Annotated in this window: 24 protein-coding genes; 17 read left to right on the forward strand and 7 right to left on the reverse strand. The window is 73.7% G+C overall.

The features are described 5' to 3' along the window. Positions 1-16 precede the first annotated feature (16 nt). On the reverse strand, positions 17-238 hold the full coding sequence (locus tag ACLJTM_RS08640; RefSeq protein ID WP_411102839.1) for a hypothetical protein: 222 nt from the start codon (positions 236-238) through the stop codon (positions 17-19). Between the two features lie 320 nt (positions 239-558). Between ACLJTM_RS08640 and ACLJTM_RS08645 the strand changes: the two genes are divergently transcribed. After that, positions 559-756, forward strand: coding sequence for an acyl-CoA carboxylase epsilon subunit (locus ACLJTM_RS08645; protein ID WP_411102840.1), 198 nt, complete (start codon positions 559-561; stop codon positions 754-756). Positions 757-818: 62 nt separating this feature from the next. On the opposite strand, the gene ACLJTM_RS08650 is transcribed toward ACLJTM_RS08645, so the two are convergent. Further along, positions 819-2,447 (reverse strand): FAD-dependent oxidoreductase, encoded by a 1,629-nt coding sequence (locus ACLJTM_RS08650; RefSeq protein ID WP_411102841.1) that lies wholly within the window; start codon positions 2,445-2,447, stop codon positions 819-821. A gap of 275 nt (positions 2,448-2,722) precedes the next feature. Here ACLJTM_RS08650 and ACLJTM_RS08655 point away from each other — a divergent pair, with 275 nt between their 5' ends. From ACLJTM_RS08655 to ACLJTM_RS08685, 7 genes are read left to right on the forward strand one after another with little or no spacing between them, the layout of a single operon-like run. After that, positions 2,723-3,823: a SchA/CurD-like domain-containing protein gene (locus ACLJTM_RS08655; RefSeq protein WP_411102842.1), complete on the forward strand. Its 1,101-nt coding sequence runs from the start codon at positions 2,723-2,725 to the stop codon at positions 3,821-3,823. 60 nt (positions 3,824-3,883) lie between these two features. Next, on the forward strand, positions 3,884-4,327 hold the full coding sequence (locus ACLJTM_RS08660) for a cupin domain-containing protein (RefSeq protein WP_411102843.1): 444 nt from the start codon (positions 3,884-3,886) through the stop codon (positions 4,325-4,327). Continuing rightward, the gene (locus ACLJTM_RS08665) at positions 4,324-5,595 is read left to right on the forward strand and encodes a beta-ketoacyl-[acyl-carrier-protein] synthase family protein (protein ID WP_411102844.1); all 1,272 of its coding nucleotides are present in this window, start codon (positions 4,324-4,326) and stop codon (positions 5,593-5,595) included. The genes ACLJTM_RS08660 and ACLJTM_RS08665 overlap by 4 nt, the downstream gene beginning before the upstream one ends. Then, positions 5,592-6,830 (forward strand): beta-ketoacyl synthase N-terminal-like domain-containing protein, encoded by a 1,239-nt coding sequence (locus ACLJTM_RS08670; RefSeq protein WP_411102845.1) that lies wholly within the window; start codon positions 5,592-5,594, stop codon positions 6,828-6,830. The genes ACLJTM_RS08665 and ACLJTM_RS08670 overlap by 4 nt, the downstream gene beginning before the upstream one ends. Before the next feature lie 41 nt (positions 6,831-6,871). Next, the gene (locus tag ACLJTM_RS08675) at positions 6,872-7,126 is read left to right on the forward strand and encodes an acyl carrier protein (RefSeq protein ID WP_411102846.1); all 255 of its coding nucleotides are present in this window, start codon (positions 6,872-6,874) and stop codon (positions 7,124-7,126) included. Position 7,127: 1 nt separating this feature from the next. Then, entirely contained in the window at positions 7,128-7,607 is a 480-nt protein-coding gene (locus tag ACLJTM_RS08680) for an SRPBCC family protein (protein ID WP_411102847.1), read from the forward strand. A gap of 28 nt (positions 7,608-7,635) precedes the next feature. Further along, entirely contained in the window at positions 7,636-7,968 is a 333-nt protein-coding gene (locus ACLJTM_RS08685; protein WP_411103275.1) for a TcmI family type II polyketide cyclase, read from the forward strand. A 76-nt stretch (positions 7,969-8,044) separates the two neighbouring features. Here ACLJTM_RS08685 and ACLJTM_RS08690 read toward each other — a convergent pair whose 3' ends face one another. Next, positions 8,045-10,531, reverse strand: coding sequence for an ATP-binding protein (locus tag ACLJTM_RS08690; protein WP_411102848.1), 2,487 nt, complete (start codon positions 10,529-10,531; stop codon positions 8,045-8,047). Then, the gene (locus tag ACLJTM_RS08695; RefSeq protein ID WP_411102849.1) at positions 10,528-11,268 is read right to left on the reverse strand and encodes a response regulator; all 741 of its coding nucleotides are present in this window, start codon (positions 11,266-11,268) and stop codon (positions 10,528-10,530) included. The genes ACLJTM_RS08690 and ACLJTM_RS08695 overlap by 4 nt, the downstream gene beginning before the upstream one ends. Positions 11,269-11,466: 198 nt before the next feature. Between ACLJTM_RS08695 and ACLJTM_RS08700 the strand changes: the two genes are divergently transcribed. From ACLJTM_RS08700 to ACLJTM_RS08715, 4 genes are all read left to right on the forward strand, one after another. Next, complete coding sequence (locus ACLJTM_RS08700) at positions 11,467-11,850, forward strand: hypothetical protein (RefSeq protein WP_411102850.1); 384 nt, start codon at positions 11,467-11,469, stop codon at positions 11,848-11,850. Positions 11,851-11,974: 124 nt separating this feature from the next. Further along, on the forward strand, positions 11,975-12,262 hold the full coding sequence (locus ACLJTM_RS08705; RefSeq protein ID WP_411102851.1) for a hypothetical protein: 288 nt from the start codon (positions 11,975-11,977) through the stop codon (positions 12,260-12,262). Between the two features lie 177 nt (positions 12,263-12,439). Next, positions 12,440-13,363 carry a MurR/RpiR family transcriptional regulator gene (locus ACLJTM_RS08710; RefSeq protein WP_411102852.1) on the forward strand — a complete coding sequence of 308 codons (924 nt, stop codon included), beginning with the start codon at positions 12,440-12,442 and terminating at the stop codon, positions 13,361-13,363. Between the two features lie 315 nt (positions 13,364-13,678). Further along, entirely contained in the window at positions 13,679-14,065 is a 387-nt protein-coding gene (locus tag ACLJTM_RS08715) for a hypothetical protein (RefSeq protein ID WP_411102853.1), read from the forward strand. 71 nt (positions 14,066-14,136) lie between these two features. Here the strand turns inward: ACLJTM_RS08715 and ACLJTM_RS08720 are convergent, their stop codons facing one another. After that, positions 14,137-14,511 (reverse strand): toxin Doc, encoded by a 375-nt coding sequence (locus ACLJTM_RS08720; RefSeq protein WP_411102854.1) that lies wholly within the window; start codon positions 14,509-14,511, stop codon positions 14,137-14,139. 178 nt (positions 14,512-14,689) lie between these two features. Between ACLJTM_RS08720 and ACLJTM_RS08725 the strand changes: the two genes are divergently transcribed. Then, positions 14,690-15,109 (forward strand): MazG-like family protein, encoded by a 420-nt coding sequence (locus tag ACLJTM_RS08725; RefSeq protein WP_411102855.1) that lies wholly within the window; start codon positions 14,690-14,692, stop codon positions 15,107-15,109. A gap of 99 nt (positions 15,110-15,208) precedes the next feature. Here ACLJTM_RS08725 and ACLJTM_RS08730 read toward each other — a convergent pair whose 3' ends face one another. Continuing rightward, positions 15,209-16,039: a serine protease gene (locus ACLJTM_RS08730; protein ID WP_411102856.1), complete on the reverse strand. Its 831-nt coding sequence runs from the start codon at positions 16,037-16,039 to the stop codon at positions 15,209-15,211. Between the two features lie 308 nt (positions 16,040-16,347). Between ACLJTM_RS08730 and ACLJTM_RS08735 the strand changes: the two genes are divergently transcribed. From ACLJTM_RS08735 to ACLJTM_RS08750, 4 genes are all read left to right on the forward strand, one after another. Further along, positions 16,348-16,842, forward strand: coding sequence for a hypothetical protein (locus tag ACLJTM_RS08735; protein ID WP_411102857.1), 495 nt, complete (start codon positions 16,348-16,350; stop codon positions 16,840-16,842). Between the two features lie 140 nt (positions 16,843-16,982). Further along, a complete protein-coding gene (locus ACLJTM_RS08740) occupies positions 16,983-17,234 on the forward strand; it encodes a hypothetical protein (protein WP_411102858.1) in 252 nt (83 codons plus the stop codon). 175 nt (positions 17,235-17,409) lie between these two features. Then, the gene (locus ACLJTM_RS08745) at positions 17,410-17,850 is read left to right on the forward strand and encodes a hypothetical protein (protein ID WP_411102859.1); all 441 of its coding nucleotides are present in this window, start codon (positions 17,410-17,412) and stop codon (positions 17,848-17,850) included. Positions 17,851-18,084: 234 nt separating this feature from the next. Beyond that, the gene (locus tag ACLJTM_RS08750; RefSeq protein WP_411102860.1) at positions 18,085-18,657 is read left to right on the forward strand and encodes a GNAT family N-acetyltransferase; all 573 of its coding nucleotides are present in this window, start codon (positions 18,085-18,087) and stop codon (positions 18,655-18,657) included. Positions 18,658-18,715: 58 nt separating this feature from the next. On the opposite strand, the gene cutA is transcribed toward ACLJTM_RS08750, so the two are convergent. Next, positions 18,716-19,063, reverse strand: a complete 348-nt coding sequence (gene cutA / locus ACLJTM_RS08755) for a divalent-cation tolerance protein CutA (RefSeq protein ID WP_411102861.1) — start codon at positions 19,061-19,063, stop codon at positions 18,716-18,718. Positions 19,064-19,233: the final 170 nt, after the last annotated feature.

Here is a 19,233-nt window from a genome sequence, read left to right on the forward strand (position 1 = left end):
GCCGAACCCGCCGCACTCAGCAGGGCGGCCCCAGCACCTCCCGGGCCCCCAGCAGGTCGTGGACCGAAACCGCGGTACCGGTCAGCGGCAGCAGGCCCTCGAACGGGCACATCAGCGCGGGTACCTCGTGGTCGACCTCCCACTGGCCCGCGGTGTTGCCGCCCGCGTGGTCCGTGGTCCGTACGGCGTACAGCTGCCCGGAACAGCCCCGGCAGACCAGGGGCCAGTGGGGGCTCATGCCGGGTCCCGGTGACGTGCGGCGGCCGTGCCCGCAAAGGAGGGCGAACTCCGCCCCGTGCGCGGGGCGGACGGCCGGCGGCCGGGGCCCGCCGGAGTGCCGCCGCAGCCGCGCGCTTGTAGCGTCGGTCGCGTCAGGAGTCCCGGTGACCCGACAGGAACCCGCCGGCCGGTCCGCTCGCGCGGACCACGGTGCGTCAGTGCGCCGAGCCGGCCGCGTGCCGCCCCCGCCCGCGCCGGGCCGCTCCGCCCCGCACACGGCGGCGGGAAGCACGCGCAGCCCCCGTACGAGAGGCCGTGCCCATGTCGATGGATGCCCCGATGGCGAGCCTGCTCCGTGTCGAGAAGGGCCTGGCGGCGCCCGAAGAACTGGCCGCGATAGCGGTCGTGGTGGCCTGCTGCGCACGCCGCACCGCCCAGGACCGGGACGCCGCCGGGAACGCCGGCCGCGAGAGCGGACGGCGGCGCGCCGCCCGGCCGGGCGCCGGCTGCTGGGCAGGCTGCTGGGCCTGCCGCTGACACCGCTGCTGAGCCGCACCCGCCGGCCGCACGGGCGGCCGGCGGGAGGCAGGGGGAGACGGTCACGCCCGGCGCAGCACCGTCGAGAGCACGTCGGCCAGCACGGCCTCCGGATCGTCCACGGCGCCCTCCGAGCGCCACGCCACGAATCCGTCGGGCCGTACCAGCACCGCGCCCGCGGCGGTCAGCCCGTGGAGCTCCGCCCAGTCGGCGCCGCCCTCCGGGACCAGGTCGGCGCCCGTGCCGACGGTGTACGCGTCCAGCCGCACCGAGGTCCGCGCCGCCGCCCGGCGGGCCGCCTCCTGCCACGGCGTCCCGGGGGAGCTGAGCAGGACGAAGGAGCGCTCGTAGAGGTCCAGGGCGGACAGCCGCTCGCCGTCGGCCCGGGTCAGCCACAGGTGCGGGGACCGCGTCCCGGTGTCACCCGTCAGGCGCAACGCGTCCGGGATGATCGCCCGGCCGCGCTCGCCGCCCACCACCGCACCGTCCGGGTAGCAGTAGCCCATGGCCGTGGGAAGGACCCCGCTGCCGGGCCCGCCGCCCATGGTGGGCGGCGGCGCGTAGCCGGGGTGGCTGTGCTCCGCGGAACGGGCCGAGGCGCGCTCGCTGGTGGCCTTCGCCACCGGAAGCCGCTCGGATTCGTAGGTGTCGAGCAGCTCCATCCCGGCCGACCCGTCCAGCACCGACGCGATCTTCCACGCCAGGTTGTGGCCGTCCTGGATACCCGTGTTGGACCCGAAGGCCCCGGTGGGGGACATCTCGTGCGCGGCGTCCCCGACCAGGAAGACCCGGCCGACCGCGTACCGCTGCGCCACCCGTTCGGCCGCATGCCACGGCGCCTTGCCGCCGATCTCCACGTCCAGGTCGGGTGCGCCGATCGCGTTGCGGATCTGCTCCACGCACCGCTCGTCGGTGAAGTCCTCCAGCGTCTCGCCGTTCTCCGGGTGCCACGGCGCGTGGAAGACCCACTGCTGGTCGTTGTCCACCGGCAGCAGCGCACCGTCCGCACCCGGACGCATCAGGTAGCAGACGATGAACCGCAGGTCCCCTAGGACCTTGATGAGCCCCTCGGAGCGGAAGGTGATGCTCACGTTGTGGAACAGCTCGCCGCTGCCGGTCTGCGGGATGCGCAGCTGTTCCCGGACGGGGCTGCGCGGACCGTCCGCGGCGATCAGGAAATCGGCGCGCACGGTGGTGTGCTCGCCGGTCTCCCGGTTCTTGACGACGGCGTTCACCCCCGTCGCGTCCTGGTCAAAACTCATCAGTTCGGTGGAGAAGCGCACGTCGGCGCCCTGCGCCCGACTCTGCGCGGCCAGCACCGGCTCGATGTTGTTCTGGCTGCACAGGCACCAGCCCGTGGGGCTGAACCGGCGCAGCGCACCCGCCGGATCGATCTCCTTGATCAGCCAGTTGAGCTCGCCGCCCGTCAGCGACTGGGCCTGCAGGATGCCCTGGACGCCCTCAAGCACGGCCGCCGCCCGGCGGATCGCACCCTCCGCCCCTGCCGTACGGAACAGTTCCATGGTCCGGGCGTTAATGCCCCGGCCCCGCGGATGCGGCGAGGTCCCCGAGTGCTTCTCGACGAGCAGGTGCCTGACTCCGAGGCGGCTCAGGAACAGCGAGGTGGACAGGCCCACGAGAGAGCCGCCCACGACGAGAACCGGTACACGAACATCGGCTTTGTCTTCCATCAGCTGCGGGCTCCTGTTTTCTGTGTGGGGGAGTGGACTCTTTATGCCCCCGATCGGTGACGAGGCCCAAGCGATTCGCCGGTTGTCACCCGCTTGATCCGGACATGTAGCGGTACGTCCCCCTTCGGATGACGATGAGCGACAGCGGCTCCCCCCGAGAAGTGCCGGCCCGCTCTGCCCGAGCGGGGCAGCGGCCGGCCCGGGCAGACGCCTCCGATGACGGACGAGGGGTCCGTGCGCGATGGATCTCCACCCCCTCACGAAGGAGTGAGTAGATGACAACCACCCTGTCCGAACGGGTGTCGCAGTCAGCCTTCGACGGCTCCATGCTCCGGGTCGTGCTGCTGATGGACCTCCACGAGGGGACCCAGCAGCGGTTCTTCGAGGCGTACGAACAGCTCCGCCACGACATCGCTTCGGTGCCGGGCCACATCAGCGACCAGCTGTGCCAGTCCTTCGAGAACCCCTCGCAGTGGCTCATCACCAGCGAGTGGGAGAGCGCGCCCCAGTACCTCGCCTGGGTGAACAGCGAACACCACGCCGAACAGGTGAAGCCGCTGGGAGCCTGCGCCCGCATGATGCGCCCGCTCAAGTTCACCGTGCTGCGGGAGACGGGCCGCGGCTACGACCAGGCGGCCCGACCCGCCGGCGCCCGGCTCCAGCCCACCCCCCGCCTCGGCGCCGGCATCGTCCGCCACGCCCTCACCTTCACGGTCACGCCGGGCAGCGAGGAGAAGGTCGCCGCGATCCTCTCCGACTACGCCTCCCCGACGGCCCGCGTCGACGACCACACCCGCCTCTGCCGGACTTCCCTGTTCATGCACGGCAACCGGGTCGTCCGCACCGTCGAGGTCCAGGGCGACCTGATGGCCGCCCTGCGCCACGTGTCGGAGCAGCCCGAGGTGCGCGCCGTGGAGCACGCCATCAACCCGTACCTGGAACAGGACCGCGACCTCAACGACCCGGAGTCCGCGCGCATGTTCTTCATGCGCGCCGCCCTCCCCGCGGTCCACCACATCGCCGCCCCGGAACCGGAGTCCGCCGACGTCACCCGGCACGCCGTGTTCTACCCGGCCCGCCCGGGCCGCGGCCCGCTGCTCGCCCGCTTCCTCGCCCGACAGGACGAGGAGGCCGCGCGCCGCCCGGACAGCCCCGTACGGAGCAGCAGCATCTTCCAGCGCGACGACATCGTCGTCCGCCTCATCGACGTCCGCGGCCCGCTCGACGCCGAGCCCGAGACCACCTTCGGGATCCACGGCGCGCGCAAGGCGGCGGTGCTGGACCGGCTGACCACCCCCGGCACCGGCGCGCGCGCCGGCGCCGTACGCCACACCATGAACCTGATCACCGACCGCCGGGCCCCCGCGCAGTCCTGATCGCACCCCCGTCCCCGCCCCAGCCCGTCCAGGCTCCCCACACGCCAGGAGGAACCCGCCATGACCAGACAGCGCCCACGCATCGTGGACCTCAGCGAGACGCCGCCCAACCGCCGGCGCGGAGGCGACCTGAGGGCCGTGCTCACCCCGACCTCGGTGGGCTCGACCAGCGGATTCATGGGCATGGCGATCATGGCCCCCGGTGAGTCGATCGCCGAGCACTACCACCCGTACTCCGAGGAGTTCGTGTACGTGGTGGCGGGCCGCCTGGAAGTCGACCTCGACGGCGAGCCCCACCCGCTGCGCACCGACCAGGGACTCCTCGTCCCGCTGAACGTACGCCACCGCTTCCGCAACACCGGCGACACCGAGGCCCGCATGGTCTTCCACCTCGGCCCGCTCGCCCCCCGGCCGGAACTCGGCCACGTGGACACCGAGGAGGCCCCGCACCCGGAGAGCACCGCCTGGGAGCAGCCCCCGGACCGCACGGGAGCGGTCTCGTGAACCGCCGCCGTGTGGCGGTCACCGGGGTCGGCGTCGTCGCCCCCGGTGGAATCGGCGTCACCGCCTTCTGGGACCTGCTCTCCAACGGCCGTACGGCCACCCGCGGGATCACCCTCTTCGACCCGAAGGGGTTCCGCTCCCGCATAGCCGCGGAGGTGGACTTCGACCCCGCCGCGCACGGCCTGGAACCCGAAGAGGCCGCGCGGGCGGACCGGTACATCCAGTTCGCCCTGGTCGCCGCCCGGGAGGCGGTGCGCGACGCGGGACTCGACCTCGACACGGACCAGGCCTGGCGGACCGGGGTCTCCCTCGGCACCGCCGTCGGCGGCACCACCCGCCTGGAGCACGACTACGTGGCCGTGAGCCAGTCGGGCGCCTGGTGGGACGTGGACCACAAACTCGCGGGACCGCATCTGCACCGCGCCTTCACGCCCGCCACCCTCGCCTCCGCCATCGCGGAGCAGACGGGGGCCCGCGGCCCCGTGCAGACCGTCTCCACCGGCTGCACCTCGGGCCTCGACGCCATCGGCTACGCCGTCCACTCCATCGCGGAGGGCCGGATGGACGTGTGCATCGCCGGCGCCTCGGACTCCCCCATATCGCCGATCACGGTGGCCTGCTTCGACGCCATCAAGGCGACCTCGCCGAACAACGACGACCCGGCCCACGCCTCCCGGCCCTTCGACGCCGACCGGGACGGCTTCGTCCTCGGCGAAGGCGGCGCCGTCCTCGTCCTCGAAGAGCTGGAACACGCCCGCGCCCGCGGGGCGACCGTCTACTGCGAGATCGGCGGCTACTCCACCTTCGGCAACGCCCACCACATGACCGGGCTGACCGCCGAGGGCCTGGAAATGGCCCGGGCCATCGAAACCGCCCTGGACCAGGCCCGGGTCTCCGCGTCCGACGTGGACTACGTCAACGCCCACGGGTCCGGCACCAAGCAGAACGACCGCCACGAGACGGCCGCCGTCAAACGGGTCCTGGGCGAGCACGCCTACAAGACGCCGATGACCTCCATCAAGTCGATGGTGGGCCACTCCCTCGGCGCGATCGGCGCCATCGAACTGGCCGCCTGCGTGCTCGCGATGACGCACCAGGTGGTGCCGCCCACCGCGAACTACCAGACCCCGGACCCCGAGTGCGACCTGGACTACGTGCCCCGCACCGCCCGCGGTCGCACCCTGCGCCATGTGCTCTCCGTCGGCAGCGGTTTCGGCGGATTCCAGTCGGCCGTCGTCATGACCCGGCCGAAGGAGGAGGTCTCGTGACCAGCCCTACGGTCATCACCGGCATCGGGGTCGTCGCGCCCAACGGCATCGGCGCGGACGCCTTCTGGAAGGCGACCCAGTCCGGGCTCAGCGTGCTGGACCGGGTCACCCGCGCAGGCTGCGAACACCTGCCGCTGCGCGTCGCCGGAGAGGTACGCGGGTTTGAACCCGGTTCCATGGTCGAGGAGCGCTTCCTCGTGCAGACGGACCGGTTCACCCACCACGCCCTCGCCGCGGCCGACCTGGCCCTGGAGGACGCCCGGCTCGGCCGGGCCGACTACGAGGACGAGCCCTTCTCCGTCGGCGTCGTCACCGCCGCCGGATCCGGCGGCGGCGAATTCGGCCAGCGCGAACTCCAGCGGCTCTGGGAGCAGGGACCCCGCTACGTCGGGCCCTACCAGTCGATCGCCTGGTTCTACGCCGCGAGCACCGGCCAGATCTCCATCCGCCGCGGGTTCAAGGGCCCCTGCGGAGTGGTGGCCAGCGACGAGGCCGGCGGCCTCGACGCCTTCGCCCACGCCACCCGGGCCATCCGCCAGGGCAGCCGCGCCATGCTGGCCGGCGCCACGGAGGCCCCGCTCGCCCCCTATTCCATCGTCTGCCAGCTGGAGTACGAGGGCCTCAGCACCGGTGACGACCCCGAACGGGCCTACCGGCCGTTCACCGCGAAGGCCGCCGGCTACGTCCCCGCCGAGGGCGGCGCCATGTTCGTGGTGGAGTCCGAGGCCGAGGCACTGCGCCGGGGCGCCACCGTACGCGCCGAACTCGCGGGCCACGCCGGGACCTTCACCGGCACCCGGCGACGGGACCCGTCCGGGGAAGGACTGGCGCACGCGATCCGCGGCGCCCTGCGCGAAGCCGGATGCGCCCCGGAAGACGTCGACGTGGTCTTCGCCGACGCCCTCGGAACACCCGAGGCCGATGCCGCCGAGGCGGCCGCCCTGGCCGACGCCCTCGGCGCCCACGGCCGGCGGGTGCCGGTGACGGCGCCCAAGACCGGTACCGGCAGGGCCTACTGCGCGGCGCCCGCCCTCGACACCGCGGCCGCGGTCCTGGCCCTGGAGCACGGCGTGATCCCGCCGACCCCGAACGTCTACGACGTGTGCCACGACCTCGACCTGGTGACCGGCGGCGCCCGCCCCGCCGAGCTGCGCACCGCGCTCGTCCTGAGCCGCGGCCGGATGGGCTCCAACTCCGCGCTCGTCCTGCGCACGGCACGGGCCTCCTCCGCCTAGCCGGACGGCCCGCGCAGTCCCCTCGTAGGAAGAGAGACCCGATGTCCGACCGACTGACCATGGAGGAGCTGGCGGCCCTGATGAAGACCGCCGGCATCACCGTCAACCCCGCCGAGATGGCGGACCGCGCGGACGCCGCCTTCGACGAGTACGGCCTCGACTCCCTGGGCCTGCTCGGCATCGTCGGCGAGCTGGAGAACCGGCGCGGCCGGGCCCTGCCCACCGACGCCGACCGCTGCAAGACCCCCCGCGAATTCCTCGACCTCGTCAACAACAGCCTGATGACAGGAGCCTGACATGGCAGGGCACACCGAGAACGAGATCACCGTCAACGCCCCGGTGGAGCTGGTCTGGGACATGACCAATGACCTCCCCAACTGGCCCCAGCTGTTCAGCGAGTACGCCTCGCTGGAGGTGCTGGAGCAGGACGGCGACACCACCACCTTCCGCCTGACCATGCACCCCGACGAGAACGGCAAGGTGTGGAGCTGGGTCTCCGAGCGGACCGTCGACCGCGAAGCCCTCACGGTCCGGGCCCGGCGCGTGGAGACCGGCCCCTTCGCGCACATGGACATCCACTGGCAGTACTTCAAGGTGCCCGGCGGCACCCGGATGAAGTGGACCCAGGACTTCGCGATGAAGCCGGACGCCCCCGTCGACGACGCCTGGATGACCGACAACATCAACCGCAACTCGCCGATCCAGATGGCCCTCATCCGGGACAAGATCGAACAGCGCGAGCGCGAGAGCCGCACCCCCGCCGTCAGCCGCGTCTGAAACGAAAGGCGAGCACCGGATGTCCCCCATGCACCGCGCCCTCATCGTCGCCCGGATGGCTCCGGACGCGGCACCGAACATCGCCGAGCTCTTCGCGGCCTCGGATGCGGGCGAACTGCCCGCCCTGGTCGGCGTCACCCGGCGCAGCCTGTTCCAGTTCGGCGACGTGTACCTGCACCTCATCGACTCCGACCGGCCACCGGGACCCGCCATCGCGCAGGTCACCGAGCACCCGGAGTTCCGCGACCTGAGCGACCGCCTCACCGCCTACATCAGCCCGCACGACCCCGAGACGTGGCGCAGCCCGAAGGACGCGATGGCCAACGAGTTCTACCGCTGGGAACGCCCCGGCAAGCGGTGAACCGAGCGGCCGGCCGGGACCCGCACACCACGTGTGCGGGTCCCGCCGCGTGCCTGCCGCGCCCCGGCGCGCCGGATCAGCCCGCGGACTCGGCTGCGCCGGTGCCGGTGCCGGTGCCGGTGGCCGCGTGGCCGGTGGTCGCGTGGCTGGTGGGGCCGGTGGCCGCGTGGCCGGTGGGGTCGGTGCTTGCGGGGCCGGTCGCGGTCAGGTCGACGTCGACCTCGGCCCAGGTGAGGTCGGGGGAGTCCTCCACCTCCGCCCGTTCGCCCGCGAGCACCGCCCGCAGGGCGGCGGCCCGGCCGGGATCGCCCGGCACGGCCAGCAGGCTGACCCCCGCCCGCCGCACCCCGTACTGGATGCTCAGTACCAGCTCTGCGGGCGGGTGACGGTCCCGGAGGGCGGCCGTCAGCAGTCCGCGCACCAGCTCCGGGCGCACCCCGGCGGCGGCCGGCCCGTCGTCCTCCTCGGCGTAGGCATGGACGGTCACCGTGCAGCCCGCCCCCCGCGCCGCGTTGACCAGGGAACGCAGCGGCCGGTCCATGACCCCCGGCAGGTGCAGCTCGTCGCGCAGCGACTGCCCGAGCCGCTTCGCCCGCCCCCGCACCTCGTCGAGGTCCCCCACCGGGCCCGAGGCCAGCACCCGCAGGAACGGCAGGACCAGGTCGTCCAGGTCGGCCAGCCGTCTGCCGTACTCGGCCCGGCGCGCCCGCGCCGCGGACTCGGCGGCCGCCACGGCCGTACGGGTGGCCTCGGCGTCCAGGACGGCCCCGCCGAGACGGGCCACCGTGCGGCCGATCACGGCGCCCATCACCACCCCCATCACCGGGGCGGCCAGGGCCGGCAGCGCCGTCGTCACGGCCTGCAGCGACGAAGCCCCCTCCGGCGGCCGCGCCGCCATCAGCACGACGATGCCCGCCTCCTCACACGCCAGCGCCCACAGCACCTCCCGCCGCGGACGGACCGTCACCAGCAGGGTCAGCAGCGGGGTGATCGCGCCGATCGGCCAGGAGGTGTAGTCGGCGATGCCCTCCGGCGGCATCACCAGCAGGCTGCTGAGCGAGCCGCCGACCGCGAAGACCGTCCACCCCAGCGCGGCCCGGCCCCCCACACCGCGGTCCGCCCGGGCCAGCAGCATGCCGGTGGCCGCCGCGAGCAGCCCGTACCAGGGCAGGTACCAGACCATGCCCGGGGTACGGGGTGCGTGCACGGCTGCGACGCAGGCCATGACGGCCAGGAACGGCAGGCACACGGCTGCCAGCGGCCGCCGGACGTCGCCGATCGCGGCCCGGATCGTCGCCGCCTGGCCCCGCGGCCGCGCCGGACCGGAGCCCGTACGCGACCGGGCCCCGGCGGGCCGCCAGCGCAGGCGCACCGTGGTGCCGCGGCCGGGCGCACTGATCACCTCGGCGGTGCCGCCCACGTCCCCCATGCACTGGTGCACCGAACGCCGCAGCCCGAAGGAGTCCGGGCCCACCCGGTCCGGGGTGAAGCCCACGCCGTCGTCGGAGACGGTCAGGGCCACGCCGACCGCCCCTCCCGGCAGGACGCCGCCCCCGGAGTCGCCGGGGTCCGCGGACGCGTCGGCGTCCAGCCGCACCCGGACCCGCGTGGCGTCGGCGTACCGCCCGGCATTGCTCAACGCCTCCGTCGCCGCCCGGACACAGGCCTCGCCCACCTCGCGGGGCACCAGCACGGGCCCGTCCGGCAGCTCGGCCGACACCCGCGGCCCCGCCCCGCGGCCCGCGGCGGCCGCCGCCGCGGCCACGGCCCCCGCGACGGCGCCCTCACCCAGGCGGCCTGCGAGATCGACCAGCGCCCCGGCCCCGTCCGGCCCGACCGGGCCCGCGGTCAGCCCCGCCACGGCACGCCGTGCCTGGGCGCGCTGCTCCTGCGCCGGGACACCGGGCCGGGCGGCGGCCCGCAGCGCAGCGCCCACGTCGTCGTGGAGCAGGCGCTGGAACTCCCGGTGCGCCCGGCGGGCCGCCTGCGCCTGCGCGGCCTGCGCCACCGCGGCCCGCTTGTCCCGCTCCGCGGCGTCCGCCCGCAGCCCCGCCGCGCGCAGGGCGGGGGCCAGCGCCGCGGCCGCCAGCGCGGAGGCCGCGGCCGGCCAAACCCCCTCCAGCGCCCCGAACACCCCGTCCGCACGCACGCCCGCCGCCACCTGCGCGGCGATGGCCGCCAGGGCGACGGCCCGGCCGGCCCGGCCCCCGAGGAAGCCCACCGCCAGCAGCACCGCGGCCACCGTCGCCATGCTCCGCAGGCCCACCGAGAGCGCCTGCGGCTGCTCGACGGCGTACGCCGCGTGGACCGCCAGCGCCGCCCCCAGGGCCGCCGGCGCGTCCTGCCGGCCGGACAGCGCGGTGCGCCGGCCCCGGAGCGCCGTGACCGCCAGCAGCAGGACGAACACCGCCGAGGCGGCCGCCGTCAGCGGATCGCGGACTCCGGCGGACGCGGCCGACGAGAGCGCCACCGCCGACCACACCGCCCCGAACAGCAACGCCAGCCCCGCATACGACCGTTGGAGCGCGCACTCCACCCCGAAGCGGTAGGTGTCCCGGTTCACCGCTCACGCCGCGGGTCCCGGGCGAGCTCGATGTGCCCGTCCAGCTCACGCCGCGGGTCCCGGGCGAGCTCGATGTGCCCGTCGACCACGGAACGCCACACCAGCTCGCTGTTGTCGGCCAGCCGGAGGCCGTCGGGGCGCGAGAAGGCCTCAAGGGCCCGCTTGCGGTGGGTGCCGACCGTCGCGGGGGTCATGAACAGGCGCGCCGCGATCTGCGGGACCTTCATCCCGCGTGCCATCAGGCTCAGGACCGCGAGCTGCTTCTCGCTCAGCCGCACCCGGCCCCGCGGGTCGTTGACGATCTGGAGCGCCAGCCGCCCGGACACGTACGACTCACCGGCGTGCGCCGCACGCACCGCCTCCACCAGCTCGGTCTCCGGGTCCTCCTTGAGGACCAGGCCCAGCGCACCCGCCTCGATGCCCCGGCGGACCACCACCGGCCGGTGCTCCTGGGTGAACAGCAGCACCCGCGCCCCCGCCTCGCGCAGCCGGGCGACGTTCTCCTCGACCTGGCTGCCGTTGCCCAGCTCGATGTCGAGCAGGACGACCGAGGGCGTCGCGGACGCCGAGGCCAGCAGCGCCCCCACGTCCACCCCCAGACCCACCCACTCGATGTCCGGGGCGAGTTCGGCGAGGCAGCTGCGCAGCCCCCACCGCACCACGGGATGGTCGTCCACGGCGGCGAGCCGGACCGGCTCCCCGCCTTCTTGCGTCCCGGCCGTCTCGCACCCGGTCATCCGTCCCCCTCGGGATCGCGCCCTGCGCGGCTTTCCGCTCCCCATCACTACTACCGCCCAACAGGCCCCGTCTGTCATGGAATCCGGGGACAGACGCGAGGGACCCGCCGGCCCGAGCATCGGGGGACCGGCGCACCCCGGACGAGGGGCGGGAGGGGCCGGCCGAACGGCGCAAGCCACCGAGACCGAGGAGTTCCCATGAGTACGTTCACCAAGCGCATCGGCAGTTTCGACTCGCCGCACTCCGTGGAGGACACCCTGAAGATCGTTTTCAGTGGGGTGTCCGAGCAGCTGAGCGACCCCGTGTTCGAGGTGACCGAGCCCGGCCTGGCCGCGGCCGTCTACCTCAGCCGGCTGGACCGCAGCGGGCTCACCGTCACGGCCGGCAACAAGATCGACACGTACTTCCGCTTCCTCGTCGACCTCACCCCCACCGACCGGGGCTGCACCGGCGAGGTCTACCTCGACCGGCGCATGGGGGCCATCCGCCGGTGGATGGGGAACGCCATCGGCCTCGCCGGCGGCCTGCAACTGGGCTTCGCTCAGTGCAGCGTGCGGACCCGCAGCTGGAAGACCGGCTGAGGAACGTCCGCCCCGCCGCCGCGCCGACGGGGCACGTCGGGACGGGGCCCGGGGAGAACGGACCCGGGGAGAACGGGCGCGGAGAGACGGAACACAGGGAGAAGGGGACAAGGATGGTGAACGCATGAGCCAGCTGAAATGCCGCCACGGCGAGACGCTCGAAAAGTGCTGCGACCGGGGGTGCAGCCGGTGCACCGCCGGCTACCGCTGCCCGCGCCACGGCAAGGACTGGGCCTACACGACCGGCGGCGGCCTCTTCGCCGCCGGCCGCGCAGGCAGCGGGGCGAAGTGCCGCAAGGACGGCCGGCCCGTGGTCAACTGCCCGTCCTGCCGCGGCCGCAGCGGCAGGACCTGCGGAACCTGCGGGGGCACGGGACAGACCTGCCCGACCCACGGCCGCTACTGGAACTGACGGAGACCGATCGGACCCGGGGCAGAGCCGGGTCCCGGGCCGAGGGCGCGGCCGGCACCGGCCGCGCCCTCGGCGCGCCCGGCCCGGACGGGAGGCGGGCCGGTACGCGGGCCGGTACGCCGAACACGGGGCGTGAGCTATGTTTGAACACGAGTGACATGAGAAGGAGGCCCTCGGGTGTCATCGGGCCAGCAGCAGGCACGCGCACAGGCGGCCGCGATCACGCCGAGCGGGCAGCCGTCATCGGAGCAGGGACGTGCCCCCGCCGACCGGCTCCTGGCCCTGTTCGACGGCCACCGGCTCTCCCCGGGGCAGCGGCGGATCGCCCAGTACATGATCGACCACCTCACCGAGGCCGCGTTCCTGTCGATCACCGAGCTCGCGGAGCGGGTGGGCGTGAGCCAGCCGTCCGTGACCCGCTTCGCCGTCTCCCTGGGCTACAGCGGCTACCCCGCCCTGCGCGAGGTGCTCCAGCCGATCGCGCTCAGTGCGGTCGCCGGGTCCCCGGACAGCCGCGAGGAGATCCGCCGCAACGAACTCCAGGCCGCCGTGGACGCGGAGATCGAGAACCTGGAGAGCGTACGCAGGCTCCTCGCCGACACCAACCAGGTGCTGGACATCGGCCGCGAGCTGGCCAGGTCGGTGCCGCTGACCGTCCTCGGCCTGCGGATCTCGGTCTCCCTGGCCGAGTACTTCGCCTACGCGGCGCGGCGCATCCACCCCGACGTACGGCTGGTGACCCGCGGCGGCAGCGTCGCCTTCGACGCCCTGCTCCAGTCCCGGGCGGCGGGCGGCAGCTGGGTCCTGGCCTTCGCCATGCCGCGGCACGCCAAGGAGACCCTGGCCGCGGTCCGGGCCGCCCGCAGCACCGGCCTGCGGGTCGTGCTGATCACGGACCCGACCCTGGGTCCGCTGGTGGACGAGGCGGACGTGGCGCTGACCGCGGGGACGGGGTCCCGGCTGGTCTTCGACTCGTATGCCGCCCCCGGCATGCTGTCCGCCGCCCTACTTCAAGCCATGGCCGACGCGGACCCGGAGCGGACGCAGGCCCGGCTCGAAAGTTATGAGCAGGCCGCTGACCAGCACGGTTTCTTCCTGTAGGCAGTTTCCGGGCGTGATCCGGTGGAATATATTCACGCCACTCAGCGTATGAAATTTTTCATGCGCTTGCGTACTCGACGGTATATATGTTTACTGACGGCGGCGCTCCGGATCCACCAGATGCCAAGGAGGACGTCCCCACGTCCCCCTAGAACGGACACGCAGCGTGATGCACTCCTCCTCACGTCACGCTGCGGGTCGAGTCAGGCCCTCGGATCCCGAAGAGCTCCCCTGGCGGCCTCGGTCAACCCCTGGGCCGAGGCCGCCCCCAGCACCATCTCGGTCAGAGTTCGACACCACTCGGAAGTGACGAGAATGCCCCAGACGGCCACCATCACACGCAGCCCGGACTGGCCCCTGCAGGTCAAGGCGCCCGGTACCCACGACTGGGAACGCTCGGCCACCCGCTGGCTCCGCGAGCTGCTGCCGGCCCGCTACGGCAGCTATCTGACCCTGACCCGCCACCATGCCCTCCTCGCCCGGCACGTCCAGCTCCAGCTGCAGCACGAGATGCGCGCCGTCCGGGTGGCGCTCCAGACCAGCCGGGCCGAACTGCCCACGCTCGGAATGGCCGAGTCCGTCATCGAGAACACCATCCGGATGTACGCCGTGGAGCTCGAACAGCTCGGCAGGCTCTCCCGCGGTGCCCGCCTCGTCAGCGACGCACTCCTGGTGAACAGCCCGGCCGCGCGCAGACGCTGACCTCGCGAGGCCGTGCGCTGAACCCGTGCACGGCCCGGTCGGCAGGACCCCCAGGCCGTCTCGGAGACGGCCTAGTCCGCCTGCCAGGAGCGCAGTCGGTCGGCCACGTCGAAGACCGTCAGGCGCAGGGACCGGACTGCCGTGACGAGGTCACGCCAGTGTGCGTACGGGGCTTCGACCGTGTGGCCGGACGCTTCGATGTAGGCGACCGCGACCCCGTAGGCGAAGAACTCGTTGTCGGCCGGGAGCGGGCGGAGCAGGACGATGGCCTCGAAGAGCGCGGCGGCGCGCCAGTAGGCGTCGGGGGAGTCCACCTGCAGGCTGGGCGTGTTCACCCGGTGCCGGGCCACGGCGGCGGACAGCGCCGAGTGGTCGGCGACCGCCACATCCTTGAACAGGGCTTCCTGGCGCTCAAGCAGCCAGCGGTGGTCGATGTGCAGTTCCACGCGCCTCACGCCGCCCGGGAGTCGGCGGGCCCGGGGCGGGGCCCGCGCGCGCAAGTCAAGATGTCGGCCATGCTCCGAGTATGGTGCTGCTCCGCCCGACGGGGGGCCGGGAGGCCGAATCCGCCTGCTGCCGGGGCCGTTGTGCGCGTCCGCGCGCGAACAGGGAGGACCCCGCACCATGACCGCCGCATGGGACACCGTCAGTGAACTCGCCGCCTGCTTCGACGCGGCCGACGCCGAGCGGGGCATGCCCCCGCAGGAGAGCCACATCCTGCAAGTGCTCAAGATCGGCGAGGAGTTCGGTGAGGCGGCCCAGGCGGTGATCGGGGCCAAGGGGACCAACCCGCGCAAGGGGCACTCCCACAGCTGGGAGGACGTCCACGACGAGGTGTGCGACGTGGTCATCACCGCCATGGTCGCCCTCGCCCGGATGCGGCCCGACGCGGAGCAGTATTTCAGCGAGCAGCTGAGGCTCAAGTCGGGCAAGTTCCTGCCGGCGGAGCCGGGTCCGGTCGGTTCGGTGGGTCCGGTGGGTCCGCCAAGTCCCATGGAGCCGGTGGAGCCGGTGGGTCCGGCCGCACCGGCCGACTCTGCCTGACCGGCACGCCGCCTCCGTCGACCGCGCTCCCGTCGGTGCCGCTCCCGTCGGTGCCGCGCCGCCCGGCGCCCGTGCCGGGGGCCGGGCGGCGCGGCGGGTTCACGGCTTGGGCAGGGTGCAGCCGGGGCGGTTCAGGTCCACGGTGCTGCCCGGGCCGATGCAGGGCACCAGGATGTACGTCTGCTGGGCGTAGTTGATGCCCTGGCGGACCGTCACGGCGCCGCTCTGGTCGACCTCGCACGGGTTGTTCACCGTGCAGCGCCCGCCGTCCTCGTTGCCCGTGTTGTTGACGGCGACCACCTTGCCGGTCGACGTGTCGATCACCGGCGAGCCGGAGGTGCCGCCGATCGTGTTGCAGGAGGAGGTGTAGCGGACGGAGTCCTTCCAGGTCCAGCCGCCCTCCTTGAGCCGGTAGGCGAAGCCGTCCACGGAGCAGCTGTAGGTCCGCTTCCAGTAGGCGGACACCACCTTGATCGACGCACCCTGCGCCGGCCGGACGTCGTTGAGGGTGAGCGGAGCGATCCCGTACTGGCTCTGGATCTGCGCGTAGGACTTGGTCAGCTGGTACAGCGAGACGTCCGTGTCCGTCATCGTCGCGTAGGAGATCTTGCTGGCTCGCAGGGTCGCCACCTTCGTGCCCGCCGCGTTCAGCAGGGAGAAGGAGCGGGAGGAGGCCTTGTCCTTGACGACCTCACCGGCGGCCGGCATGCCGCTCTCCAGGCAGTGCCCGTTGGACAGGACCAGCGCGGGGTCGTCGGGCTGGGAGCCCGGGGCGCGCACGACGGAGCCGGAGCAGTTGCTGAGGGCGACGGTTCCGGCATAGGTGACCGCAACCGCCGGGACGGCTGGTGCCGGTGCGGCGACGGCGGGTGCGGCGGCGGCTCCCATGAGGAGCAGGGAGAGCGCGGCGCCGGCGAGAGGCTTGTTCATGTGGGGGTTCCCCTCTGGTGACGAGCGACCGAAGATCCTTCGGTTTGTCATGCGCATTGCTGGCAGGGACATACCAACTGGCAAGAGCGCAGGCCGAGTTGGGGATCGTTTTCGGGCAGGGCGGCACGGCGGAGGCTGCCGGTCCCACCGCCGGCCTCCCGGCCGATGCCGGGGGGTCGGCGCGGGATGCGCATGCACGCAGGCAGGGGCGGGCGCGTGGCTCAGGCATTTACCTGCGGCAGGGGTGTTCCGCAGGCAGCTTTCGCCTCCTACGGTCTGATCAGCACAGTTCCGGACCGGGAGGCAGCGTGACGCGCGAGATCGACATCGACCAGCTGGTGGCGGCGATGAGAACGGTGGACGAGGCCGGACGGCTCTTCGAAGAGGCGCTCGGGGTGTACGAGGCGCGCGGCCCCAAGCGCATCAGCGACGACTTCAAGGTGGCCGGCGGCAGCGTCCAGACCCTTCAGGGCGCCGAGGAGATGGCCCGCGGGGCCCGCAAGTTCCTCACGGACCTCGCACTGATCACCGGCTACGCGGTCGCCGGCCTGGGGGACCGGGTGGAGGGCAGGCTGGCGGCGGCCCGGGCCGGCTTCGCCGCCGTGAGCGGCGGCGGGTCCCGGATGGGCCGCCCCCTGCTCGACCCCACGCTGCGCGGCCTGCGCCTGCTGCAGACCGTCGACCTCTTCGGACCCGAGTTCACGGCCCAGGTGGAGGAGGTCCTCCAGGCGGAGAAGGCCACCTACCCGGACCCCTCGACCTTCCGTGTCGCGGAGTCCGCACCGGCCGTTCCCACCCCCTGACCGGCGCCCCCCGCAGTCGCACCGCGGGCAGGTCCCCGGCAGCCGTACCGCCGCTGTACGGGACCCGCCGGCCGGCGCCCCCGCGGGCCCGCCGCCCGCCTGCGGATGCGGGCCGCGCCCGCCGGGGCGAGGCTGGTGGCATGCACCATGCACCCGTCGTCGTGCACCGCATCTTCCCGTCGGGAGGGCGCCGGGTGACCCTGCGCACCCCCGGGATCGGTGAGGCGCACCTGGGGCTGGCCCGTTCGGACGAGGACGTCATCGCCCTGCTGCGGCAGGCCGGGCTGCCCGACCCGGACGACGTGGTCCTCGGGGACGTGCCGCTGCTGGAGTGGGAGGCGGACGCGCCCCACGTCTACCAGGTGGACCCTCCGACCGCAGACCTGCCCTGAACGGCCCCCTGCCCGCGGCGGAGTGCAACCGCACCCCGAGCAGCCGCCCCACGAGGCCCGTGCCCCGACGCTCCGGCGGAGCGGCACGCGTGCGGGGCCCCGCCTCCGGGGCGGGGAGTGACAGGTACTAGAGTCCCCTGTCTGTTCGATGGTGCTGCTGAGTGGGGGAGACGGGATGAGCACGCAACTTCGGGAGACGGCAGACGAATTGGCCGAGGTGCTGTGGCGGGAGCACACGGTGTACCGGGACCGCTCCGGGGGCGTCGTCATCCGGGGGGAGCACGTCCAGCGCTGGATCAGCCTCTCCACCGGCGCCGGCCGGGACGAGGTCCTGCTGCGCGCCGGCCGGATCCTCGACGGCGGTACCACCGCCCCGGCCCGCTCGGAAGCCGTCGCCCGCCTCTCCTCGGGCACCGGGGAGCTCGCTGCGGTCTGCCGCCGCCTGCTCGCCGAGACCGCAGCCGGACCGACCGCAGCCGCCCGCCCCGCCGGCCGCCCCCGGCCGAACCGCGCCGGCCGCCGACCCCGGCACACCAGCCTCCGCTCATGGCTGGTGGTGGCCTGCGTGGTCGGACTCGTCGTCCTGTACGCAGCCCAGGTGTGCGGAGCCGTCTAGTGCTGTGACCGGAAAGGTTCACCGGGTCGCGGCGCCCGGCACGGCGCCTCGCGGCGTTGTCGGACCACGCACGTACGTCCAGTACGAGACGTGGCCCTCCGCCTTGCGATGCACCGCACCGGACACCGCGACCCGGCCCGGGCGGCAAACCTTTCCGGTCACAGCACTGGTCACACCACCAGTCACTCCCGATCGCGGTCCGGCGCCGGCTGCCGCTCGTGCTTTCATGCCGAGGTGAACAAGGACAGCGACCGCGCACCCGCCGCCGGCCCGCCCTGCCGGGTCCGGCGCCGCTTCGACGGCGACCTCGACGCGTGTGTCCAGGCACTCGCCGCGGTCCACGGGCACAGCGGCTATCCCGTGAACTGGCCCGAGGACCCCGGCGGCTGGCTGACGCCGTCGTCGCTGCTGGCGGCCTGGGTCGCCGAAGTGGACGGCCGTGTCGTCGGCCATGTCGGCCTGTCCCGCAGCGGGACGGACGACCTGGCTCCGGGCCTGTGGGGCAGCCGCGAGGGCGTGGACGCCGACCGGGCAGCGGTGGTCAACCGGCTGTTCGTCGCGCCGACCGCGCGGGCCCGGGGGATCGGTGCGCTGCTGCTGGCGCAGGCCGTACGGGAGGCACGGGCCCGGGGCCTGCACCCGGTGCTCGATGTCGTGGTCTCGGACACGGCGGCGGCCGCCCTGTACGAGCGGATGGGCTGGGAGCACCTGGCCACCGTCGCACAGCAGTGGGGCCCTCGGCAGACCGTCGCCGTCCGGTGCTACGCCGGCCCGGTCCCCGCCCCGCAGCCCTCCCAAGCCGACTGACACCGCCCCGGCGGTCCGCAGGGCGGCGCGGTCAGCGGGTCCGGACCTGCAGGCCCGGCTACCGGTGGGCGGCCGTGGCCGGTCCCCGGGCGGTCTCGGCCCGTACCCAGTCCAGGTAGGGGGCGCTCCCGGTGACCAGGGGTACGCCGACCACCTCGGGGGTGTCGTACCCGTGGTGCTCCGTGATGAAGGCCTCCAGCGGCGCGGCGAGTTCGGCCCGGGTCTTGAAGTCGATGCGCCACTCGTCGGCCTCCCGGACCTCCCCCTCCCACCAGTACACGGAGCCCACGCGGTACACCTGGGCGCAGGCCGCCAGCCGCTCGCGGACCACGGCGGCCGCCAGGCCCCGGGCCTGGTCCTCGGCGTCATGGGTGGTGGTCACCACGATGCAGTCATGGGTCGTCATGCCGAGAGCCTACGGGGAGCCGGGGGCCAGGTCCGGGGGAGCGCACCGACGGCGGGACTCGTACGAGCCCCGCCGTCTGGTGTCACTTCGCTGACCGTCACGTACAACGACCGCCGCGGCAGCGGGACACGGGCGCGGGGCAAGGCGACCGTGTCCGGCCGGGTGGACCC

The organism is Streptomyces sp. cmx-4-9, from assembly GCF_046548835.1.
Classification (GTDB): Bacteria; Actinomycetota; Actinomycetes; order Streptomycetales; family Streptomycetaceae; genus Streptomyces.

Coding starts and splice junctions, on each gene's coding strand:
- ACLJTM_RS08640 (WP_411102839.1), bottom strand. CDS start 238: ATGAGCCCCCACTGGCCCCTGGTCTGCCGGGGCTGTTCCGGGCAGCTG.
- ACLJTM_RS08645 (WP_411102840.1), top strand. CDS start 559: ATGGCGAGCCTGCTCCGTGTCGAGAAGGGCCTGGCGGCGCCCGAAGAA.
- ACLJTM_RS08650 (WP_411102841.1), bottom strand. CDS start 2,447: ATGGAAGACAAAGCCGATGTTCGTGTACCGGTTCTCGTCGTGGGCGGC.
- ACLJTM_RS08655 (WP_411102842.1), top strand. CDS start 2,723: ATGACAACCACCCTGTCCGAACGGGTGTCGCAGTCAGCCTTCGACGGC.
- ACLJTM_RS08660 (WP_411102843.1), top strand. CDS start 3,884: ATGACCAGACAGCGCCCACGCATCGTGGACCTCAGCGAGACGCCGCCC.
- ACLJTM_RS08675 (WP_411102846.1), top strand. CDS start 6,872: ATGTCCGACCGACTGACCATGGAGGAGCTGGCGGCCCTGATGAAGACC.
- ACLJTM_RS08680 (WP_411102847.1), top strand. CDS start 7,128: ATGGCAGGGCACACCGAGAACGAGATCACCGTCAACGCCCCGGTGGAG.
- ACLJTM_RS08685 (WP_411103275.1), top strand. CDS start 7,636: ATGCACCGCGCCCTCATCGTCGCCCGGATGGCTCCGGACGCGGCACCG.
- ACLJTM_RS08695 (WP_411102849.1), bottom strand. CDS start 11,268: ATGACCGGGTGCGAGACGGCCGGGACGCAAGAAGGCGGGGAGCCGGTC.
- ACLJTM_RS08700 (WP_411102850.1), top strand. CDS start 11,467: ATGAGTACGTTCACCAAGCGCATCGGCAGTTTCGACTCGCCGCACTCC.
- ACLJTM_RS08705 (WP_411102851.1), top strand. CDS start 11,975: ATGAGCCAGCTGAAATGCCGCCACGGCGAGACGCTCGAAAAGTGCTGC.
- ACLJTM_RS08715 (WP_411102853.1), top strand. CDS start 13,679: ATGCCCCAGACGGCCACCATCACACGCAGCCCGGACTGGCCCCTGCAG.
- ACLJTM_RS08725 (WP_411102855.1), top strand. CDS start 14,690: ATGACCGCCGCATGGGACACCGTCAGTGAACTCGCCGCCTGCTTCGAC.
- ACLJTM_RS08730 (WP_411102856.1), bottom strand. CDS start 16,039: ATGAACAAGCCTCTCGCCGGCGCCGCGCTCTCCCTGCTCCTCATGGGA.
- ACLJTM_RS08740 (WP_411102858.1), top strand. CDS start 16,983: ATGCACCATGCACCCGTCGTCGTGCACCGCATCTTCCCGTCGGGAGGG.
- ACLJTM_RS08745 (WP_411102859.1), top strand. CDS start 17,410: ATGAGCACGCAACTTCGGGAGACGGCAGACGAATTGGCCGAGGTGCTG.
- cutA (WP_411102861.1), bottom strand. CDS start 19,063: ATGACGACCCATGACTGCATCGTGGTGACCACCACCCATGACGCCGAG.